Source organism: bacterium, assembly GCA_018814885.1.
Classification (GTDB): Bacteria; Krumholzibacteriota; Krumholzibacteriia; order LZORAL124-64-63; family LZORAL124-64-63; genus JAHIYU01.
On record JAHIYU010000023.1, the window covers coordinates 1 to 7553 of the forward strand.

Consider the following 7553-nt stretch of genomic DNA (forward strand, 5'->3'; position numbering starts at 1 on the left):
GGTGACCCTGGACCTCGACGCCACCGACGATCCCACCCACGGCCGACAGCAGTTGTCCCTGTTCAATGGCCATTACGACCGGTGGTGCTACCTGCCGCTGCTGGCGTTCGCCACGTTCAACGACGAGAGCGATCAGCATCTTCTGGCGGCGGTGCTGCGACCCGGTGTCTGCTGAATACGATCACGGCACGGCATATATGATAATTGGTATATTGATCATATCGGGATTCAGGTACTGCTTATTATAGAACAAGTGAGGAGATGATTCCACTTTGTACCCCATTGACCCGGACACCATTCGCCTCTATAATCCCAGCGGGTTGGGATGTTATCCGCTGCAATCTCGCGTGTGCGGGATGATCTATAACACCTCGATCTCCATTTCCCGCACTTTCCCCGTGCAGCCGACATCCCTCCCGCCGGTTACCACATTTTCCTGTGGCCAGCGCAACTCCGACTCACCAGACGCGGACTCGGATCCAGGATCGATGTGGTGGCCCTCCAGCTCATGGTTGTGGCTGTTGCAAGAGATGGTTCCAGTTCCGCGGTTCCAAGTCAGGGGAGGTGATAAGATCATGAGACATATCCAGACATCACATGAGGACCGGCAGCGACTGCTCCGAATCATCCGCTGCGTCGCCGGCTCGGTCCGGCTATGGCGGACCTCACCGCAGAAAGTGTCGGTCTGGCTGGGCCCGACGCTTCCGTTCTTGGCTCTGGCGTTTGTCGTCTCGGGCCCGGCGCCGCTGGCGACCGGGCAGAAAGCGGACTTGAACACCAAAGACAGGGTCGATCAGGTCGAGAATTCCGTGGCCCAGCCACGGGTGGCTGCGCCGATGGTAGTCGAGATGCGCCGAATCCAGGAGCAGGAACGAGAGGGTCTGAGCCGTCTGCATGAGCGTTTCCGACAGGTGTCCGACTCTCAGGAAGCGCTGGCCATCCAGCGCGAGATCGAGGCGCTCAAGGTGGACACGGGACTGGCATTGCTGCGGATCCAGGCCGACTTCGCCCGCCGCGAAGGACGCACCGAGGTCGCCGAGCAGATTGAAGCCGTCATCGATCGGATCCTGCGTCCAGAGGTACCGGCCGTTCGGGTAGACCGGTCGCGCCCCTTCGACGCGAATGACGTCCCGCCGGGGCAGGGAAGGGAGTGACGAGCCATGCGATACCTTCTGATCGTATTTGCCATGATCTCCCTCTGCCTGTTCACGGCGACCCCTGCCTCGGCCACGGTACGTTACGATCCGATCAAGGTCCGAATGCTCGGCGAGCCCCGTGTCGCCGTCGCGGGCCGGCCGTTCGCAGGGACTCTGGAAATGACGGCCGGAAGGCCCCTCTTCCTCTCCAACGTGAACCTCGTGTCCAGCGGTTGGACGATCAACAGCGTCGACTCGCCCGGCGACACGCAGCTCGAGGCTCAGGAGAGCGTCCTCGTGTCCTTCGAGGCCGTGCCAATCGACGCGGATCAACCCCTGCTTCTGAACTACGAGGTCGACCTGGCGGCCTACCAGGAACCCGTCGACCTCTCCGAGACGGCCTTCGTCAGGACCCAGACCGGAACCACGGCGCGGCTGGCCGAGGCGGACACGAACACCTTCCTCGGCGAAACGGACGGGGAGTCGCCGGACAAGGCGAGGGACATCCGCGTCTGGGGGCGCCTGAGCTATCAGCGAGAGGACGGCCAGCGGATCGGTGCCTACGGCGTGAAGGTCGAAGTGCACGACGAGGACTGGTCCGACGACGAGGTGCTGGACCACGGTTACACCGACGAGGACGGCCGCTACGATTTCACCTTCCGCTGGGATCCCAGCTGGTGGGAGGACCAGCAGCCCGACATCCACGTGTACTTCGAGACGGAGAGCCCTCGTGTCCGGGTCCAGACCGCGGGTCTCTTCGAGACGGAGTACTCCTGGGAGACCCCGACCGAGGACGATTACGGGGGCACGGCCCTCTACATGGGCGACCAGCAGCCTTCGGACGAGGACGATCACCCCGCGCTGCACATCCAGACCAATATCAGGAGAGCCATACGCTGGCTGCAGGACCATCACGGCTACGACATGCCCGAAGTGCACGTCCAGTGGCCCGACGGCCCGGAAGGCGCCGAGTACTTGGTGTTTTTCGAGGAGATCCACGTCGGCAGCGATCGCGAGTGGCGGGAGACCACGCACATCCACGAATACGGCCACCACTGGATCAAGCACTTCTCCCGCGGTTCGGGGTCGGACTACTGCAACGGATTCTGCGATGACGGCGACTGCGGCCATTGCATTTGGTGCAGGGAGACCGCGGAGGACGCCTGGAACGAGGGTTGGCCCGATTGGCTGGCGGACGTGATCACGCGTTCGTTCCTGGCCGATTACGGCACGGCCGCCGACTACGATTACGATGCCGAGTTCGAGACTCCGGATGTATGCAGTGAGGACGGAGCGCCGCACGATCCCACGCGGACCGAGGGATTCATGGCGGCGCTCCTGCGCGACATCGAGGATGACACCCAGGACGATCACGATGTCGCGGATGCCTGGCGGGACCGCCTGCATTACGGGACAGTACCTATCTTCATCATCGCGGAAGAGGAGGAGCCGACGACTCCCATGTGGTTCCTGTACGATCTGCTGGATGAGCTCTGGGATTATCCCGGCGAACGCGAGGACCTCTGGGAGACCGCCAAGAACTGCGGCTACGAGATCGACTCGTTCGACCCCGAGATCGTCGCCGATCTGACCTGCGTGAGCCATACCCCGGGCGGGATCGCCTCTCCGGACGCCACCGTCGAATTCACGTGGACCCGCGCCGCCGACGACGCCTCGGGAGTGGAGGGCTACAGCGTCGTCATGACATCCCCCGCGGGCCCGGACCCCGACGGCACCCCGGAAATCGGGGACGTGACGACCTACACGACCCCCCCCCTGGCACCGGGAGACTACGTCTTCAAGATCCGCACGGTGGACCGCTCGGGAAAGGCGAGCGATGGATACGCCGAGCTCGGTACGATCCGGATCCGGGAGCCCTTGCCGGCGGATCTCGTCTATTACGAACGTCCCGGCTGGCACGATGTGCTCGTGCCCCGGGCGAGCGGCGATGCCACCATCTCTATCGTCACGGCGCCCACAACTCTTCCCGGCAACATCTCCAGCACCTACTGGAACCTGAGCGGACGGAATGCCGGCGAGGAATCCACCGGGATCGGGTTCAGGATGGACTTCCTGGTGGACGGTCAATGGCGGTATTCATCCATCTGGGGAGGACCCGTGTTGCCCCTGACCGCATTTCACGTCCTGAACGGGGGTCCCCTCGAAATCGCAGGTGGCCGGCACACGACCGAGGGATTCATCGATGCGGACGAGGTGATCGCCGAGGGAGACGAGTCCGACAATCGCTGGGCCCACCAGTGGATCTGGACTCCCTTCGAGCTGAGCGAAGGCGACGCCATCGGGCGCGGTCAGCCGCCGGACCGCAGCGGAGGCTGTGAATCGATCGTGGACGGATCTCCGATCTACTACAACTGCGACGGCTTGCGCTTCACCACGACAGGATGGTGGAATGCGGTCTGGATTCACGCTCTCGATGACGAGCAGGATTTCGATTGCCTCCTTCACGATCCCTCCACCGGCGCCGACAACGGCTTCAGCTCGTACCTCTGCTGGTCCGGCAGGGGCGCCGGGAGCCTTGATGCCGTGATCGTGAACCGCAACGTGACGGCCCTGGGCGACTGGGACGTGGGCGTCCTCAATCTCGATCCGATCTATGACCTCCTGCCGCACAGCTACCGGGCCGAGCATGTGATCAGCGAATCCTTGCCCTGGGACGAACTCACCGCGTCGACCATCGGTGAGGAAGATATGCTGATGCTCAGGGAGTTCCGCGTCCTGCCGGGCGACATCGGGCCTGTGAGCATCACGGTGGAGATCGATTCCGGCACGGGACCGGTTCACGTCCTTTGGCTCGATGACGACTTCGCCACCGGCGATCTCATGGATTACGATGCCTATGCGACGGCCGATGTCGACCATGCCGCCCGTCTGGATTTCGAGGTCGCGCAAGCGGGTTACAACTGTCTGGTGGTCTATCGCGATTCGCGCGAAGACAAGGGTGCCATCGATCTGACCACGCGGGTCTGGAGCACGCCGGCCGACTACGAACCTCATGCGGCCGCCGGCTGGTATGCACCGCTGGTGCCGCGTTCCGCCGATGACGGGATCCCGTCGTCGGTGCCGGTGCCCGACATACTGCACGGAGACGATCCCTCGACCTATCTCAATCTCGCGGTCCTCAACAACAGTCCGACCGCCGCTGCTGCGGGGATGATCTCGCGGATCCACCTGGACGGGGAGCCGGTCGCCTTCCCACCTGACCTGGTGTGGGGCGAGTTCGCGGCACACGGGACAGATACGGACAACTCGAGTGACGCCAGGACGGTCAGGAGCGGCCGCCATACTCTCGGTGTGCATCTCGACGCCGACGATGTCATCGAGGAGATACACGAGGATGACAACATCTATGGAGAGCAGTGGGTCTGGTCGCCGCCGGAAATGCCGGTCACGGGCGTCACGACGCGTGCCGCGCCTCCCGATCGCACCGGGGGCTGGCCGGACATTCGTACCGGCGAACTTTACCTGTACAACTGCGATGGATTGCGGACGCCGGTCTTTGCTCATTCAGGCAACGACGGGTACTGGGGCGCGGTCGCGGTGATTCCGGGAGACAGCAGCGATGTCGATCTCCGGATCCACGAACTGGCTGCCGGCCCCAAGGACGGATTCGCCGCCAATCTCGTCTCTTCCGGCTGGGGGACCGAGCAGTCCGACTACGTGCTCATCAACTTCAATCGCACATCGTTCCGGGCCTTCGATGTCGGCGTACTGCTGAACGGCGGGACCGAGCCCTATGTCGCCGAGCTTGGAGAGTCCCTCTACGGGGGCATGGCCGTCGAGGGAGTCTACGGTCCCTTCATCCTGGGAGCTCATCAGATTCTGGCTCTCCATGAGTTCTACATGGATGCCGGGCTCTGCCGGATCACCCTGCAGAACGTGTCGGGAGAGGTGGACTGGGCCCTGACAGGACACCGGGACGACCTGGCCTATCAGTCGAAGTCGAGCGCGGATGCCGTCGCAGTGGCCTGGTTGAACGGGCCCGGCGAGGACGAGATCATCTTCGCCGAGGTCGAGCAGGCCGGTTATTACTGTGTCGCCGTGTCCAAGGCGAGGTTGGCGGACCTGACGATCGAGGGGGGCTATCAGCTGCACATCCTGACCGATCTGACTGCCGTGGAGGGCGGACCGTCCGTGCCCAAAGCGACCGTCCTGGCATCGATCTACCCGAATCCCTTCAACCCGCGCACGACCATCGCCTACGAGCTGGCCCGCGAGTCGGCGGTGACGCTGGGCATCTACGACGTGCAGGGTTCGCTGGTGCGCACCCTGGTCCGGACCTCACTGCCGGCCGGCTTCCACGAGGCGGTATGGGACGGCACCGACGACCGCGGCCAGCGCGCAGCCAGCGACGTCTACCTGGTCCGCTTGCGGACCGACGACGCCGTCCAGATGCGCAAGATCGTGCTGTTGAAATAGTCCGCGTCAGTTGTCCAGATCGTGCAACCAGCCCGGTTGTCGAACCCCCAGGGGATTGGCAGCCGGGCATCCCTATCGGGGGAGGACGATCCGCGGTCGGAGTTGAGGTGTCGTTCATCGACGATCAACGCCGATCCGCTGCACCGGGCGTCCGGTCGAATCTGTGCTCGGCCTGTACAAGACCGGGCCGATCTGGAGTCGCAGGCTCAGGCGACATCTCGAGGCTGTGGCGTTCGCGACGCTCGAATGGGTGGACTGGTTCAACAACCTGCGGCTGCTCGAGTCGATCTGTTGCATTCCGCCCGTGGAATTCGAGGAGGCATATCATCGCAGTCGGCAGACTACGGCCAGGGTGGCCGGACCCGGGTGACGGGGGCTCCGGGAAAGGTGGGGTGGTTCAGGCAGTAGTTATGAGGGGAGGGGGCCGCGGCCTGATCAGGGCAGGTTGTGAAGGATGACCATTGCCGTGGCGAGGACGATGGCGGTCGCCCAGTAGCTGACCCGGCAGGCCCTGGAGCCCTTGTGTTTGTGCTCCGCCGATCCCCAGATCGTGGCGATGAAGGGCGGGATGGCCAGGGACAGGTAGGTCATCGGCTCGGGCAGCACGCGCTTGGAGACGTAGGCCATGGCGATGATGCTGGCGCCGGTGACCAGGGCCAGCTGGATGTGCGGCGAGCGGGTGGGACCCTTCAGCTTCGTCATGCCTACGAGTCTAGTTGACGGGCGTGTGTCGTCAAGTGCGGTTCCAGGGCGCGTCGGGCCGGAAGCCCCGTCGCGGCTCCAACCGATGCATCCTTTCAATTCCCCCCGGAAATCCGCTACTATCCGCGTATATGCGATCCGACTCGGCCACGGCCAGCAACGGGAGAGGACATGTACTACATCGTCGAATCCGAAAAGACCTTCGCCCGGGCGGCGGCGGATCTCGAAGCCGCGGTCGCGCGCAACGGCTTCGGCGTGCTGCACGTCCACGACCTGGGGGAGACGCTGCGCGGCAAGGGCGTCGCTTTCGCGGAGGACTGCAAGGTCTTCGAGGTCTGCAATCCCGTGCACGCCGCGAAGGTCCTGTCCAGCGACATGCGCCTGAACATGGCCCTGCCCTGCCGCATCTCGGTCTTCACCGAGGGCGGCCGGACGAAGATCGGCCTGATCGAGCCCGCGCAGATGCTGTCGGCGCTCTCGGACGACGAGGCGCTGCGGCTGGTCGCCGCGGAAGTACAGGAGAAGACCATCCGCATGGTCGACGAGGCGCGGTGATCAGCCCGTCCGGTTGCCGAAGCTCTCCGTCTGCAACGGCTCAGTCCTCCGGCCGATAGACTACCGTCGCGTAACCCACCCAGTGGGCGAGCGTGTTGGGTGCCGTCACGCCCAGGCGCGTCCCGGGCGCCGCCAGGCGGCCGTCCGTGACGCTGTCGCCGTAGCGCAGCAGCTCGCCGGTCAGGGGCGGGGCGCCGAGACGCTCCTGCAGCCGCGCCGCCACCGTCAGGCCGAAGGGGATGGAGTAGAGGCCGCACCAGGTGATCCGGTAGGGATAGTCGGGATAGTCGGGACGGGACGGGTCCCAGACCAGGCGCACGAACGCCACGACGCTCGCGTCGCCCAGCGGCCCGGCCAGCGTGGCCGCGGCCAGGGTCAGGTCCTGGGCCCGCCCGGCCGCATGACCGGCCTCGTCGCAGCCGAAGGGCGCGTAGCCGTTCCCGCCCCAGCCTTCGCACCCGTAGTGCACGGCGTCGGCCGAGATCAGCAGGCCCAGGTCGCGGCCCGGCACCCAGCCGTGCTCGCGGCAGATGTCGGCCAGGACCGCAGCCAACGCGTCCGCCTGCGCCTGCAGCGTATCCAGTTCCATGCCCGACACCAGGATCGGCACGAACAGCGGCTCTTCGACCGCCGCGCCCAGCCAGGGCAGCAGCGCCTCGATCGAGTGCTCGGCGGCCTGCCGTCCGGGCGCCACCTCGACGATCCCGTCCAGCCGCGCCGCCA

The 7553-nt window shown here is 64.9% G+C and carries 6 protein-coding genes; 4 read left to right on the forward strand and 2 right to left on the reverse strand.

Annotated elements, in window-relative coordinates; all coding sequences use genetic code 11:
- The 3 genes from KJ554_01255 to KJ554_01265 all read left to right on the forward strand — a co-directional run.
- On the forward strand, nt 1-175 hold a 175-nt coding region (locus KJ554_01255), incomplete at its 5' end, for a transposase (GenBank protein ID MBU0740959.1).
- Nucleotides 176-575: 400 nt separating this feature from the next.
- Nucleotides 576-1154: a hypothetical protein gene (locus tag KJ554_01260; GenBank protein ID MBU0740960.1), complete on the forward strand. Its 579-nt coding sequence runs from the start codon at nt 576-578 to the stop codon at nt 1152-1154.
- Between the two features lie 6 nt (nt 1155-1160).
- Complete coding sequence (locus tag KJ554_01265) at nt 1161-5573, forward strand: T9SS type A sorting domain-containing protein (GenBank protein ID MBU0740961.1); 4413 nt, start codon at nt 1161-1163, stop codon at nt 5571-5573.
- 435 nt (nt 5574-6008) lie between these two features.
- Here KJ554_01265 and KJ554_01270 read toward each other — a convergent pair whose 3' ends face one another.
- Nucleotides 6009-6275: a hypothetical protein gene (locus KJ554_01270; protein MBU0740962.1), complete on the reverse strand. Its 267-nt coding sequence runs from the start codon at nt 6273-6275 to the stop codon at nt 6009-6011.
- A gap of 171 nt (nt 6276-6446) precedes the next feature.
- Between KJ554_01270 and KJ554_01275 the strand changes: the two genes are divergently transcribed.
- Nucleotides 6447-6830, forward strand: coding sequence for a DUF302 domain-containing protein (locus KJ554_01275; protein ID MBU0740963.1), 384 nt, complete (start codon nt 6447-6449; stop codon nt 6828-6830).
- Between the two features lie 40 nt (nt 6831-6870).
- Here KJ554_01275 and amrB read toward each other — a convergent pair.
- Nucleotides 6871-7553 (reverse strand): AmmeMemoRadiSam system protein B (amrB, locus tag KJ554_01280; GenBank protein MBU0740964.1); only part of this gene is annotated, 683 nt, incomplete at its 5' end.

Bases quoted from the DNA above. Each gene is read 5' to 3' on its own strand.
- KJ554_01275 (MBU0740963.1), top strand. From the start codon at position 6,447: ATGTACTACATCGTCGAATCCGAAAAGACCTTCGCCCGGGCGGCGGCG.
- KJ554_01260 (MBU0740960.1), top strand. From the start codon at position 576: ATGAGACATATCCAGACATCACATGAGGACCGGCAGCGACTGCTCCGA.
- KJ554_01270 (MBU0740962.1), bottom strand. From the start codon at position 6,275: ATGACGAAGCTGAAGGGTCCCACCCGCTCGCCGCACATCCAGCTGGCC.
- KJ554_01265 (MBU0740961.1), top strand. From the start codon at position 1,161: ATGCGATACCTTCTGATCGTATTTGCCATGATCTCCCTCTGCCTGTTC.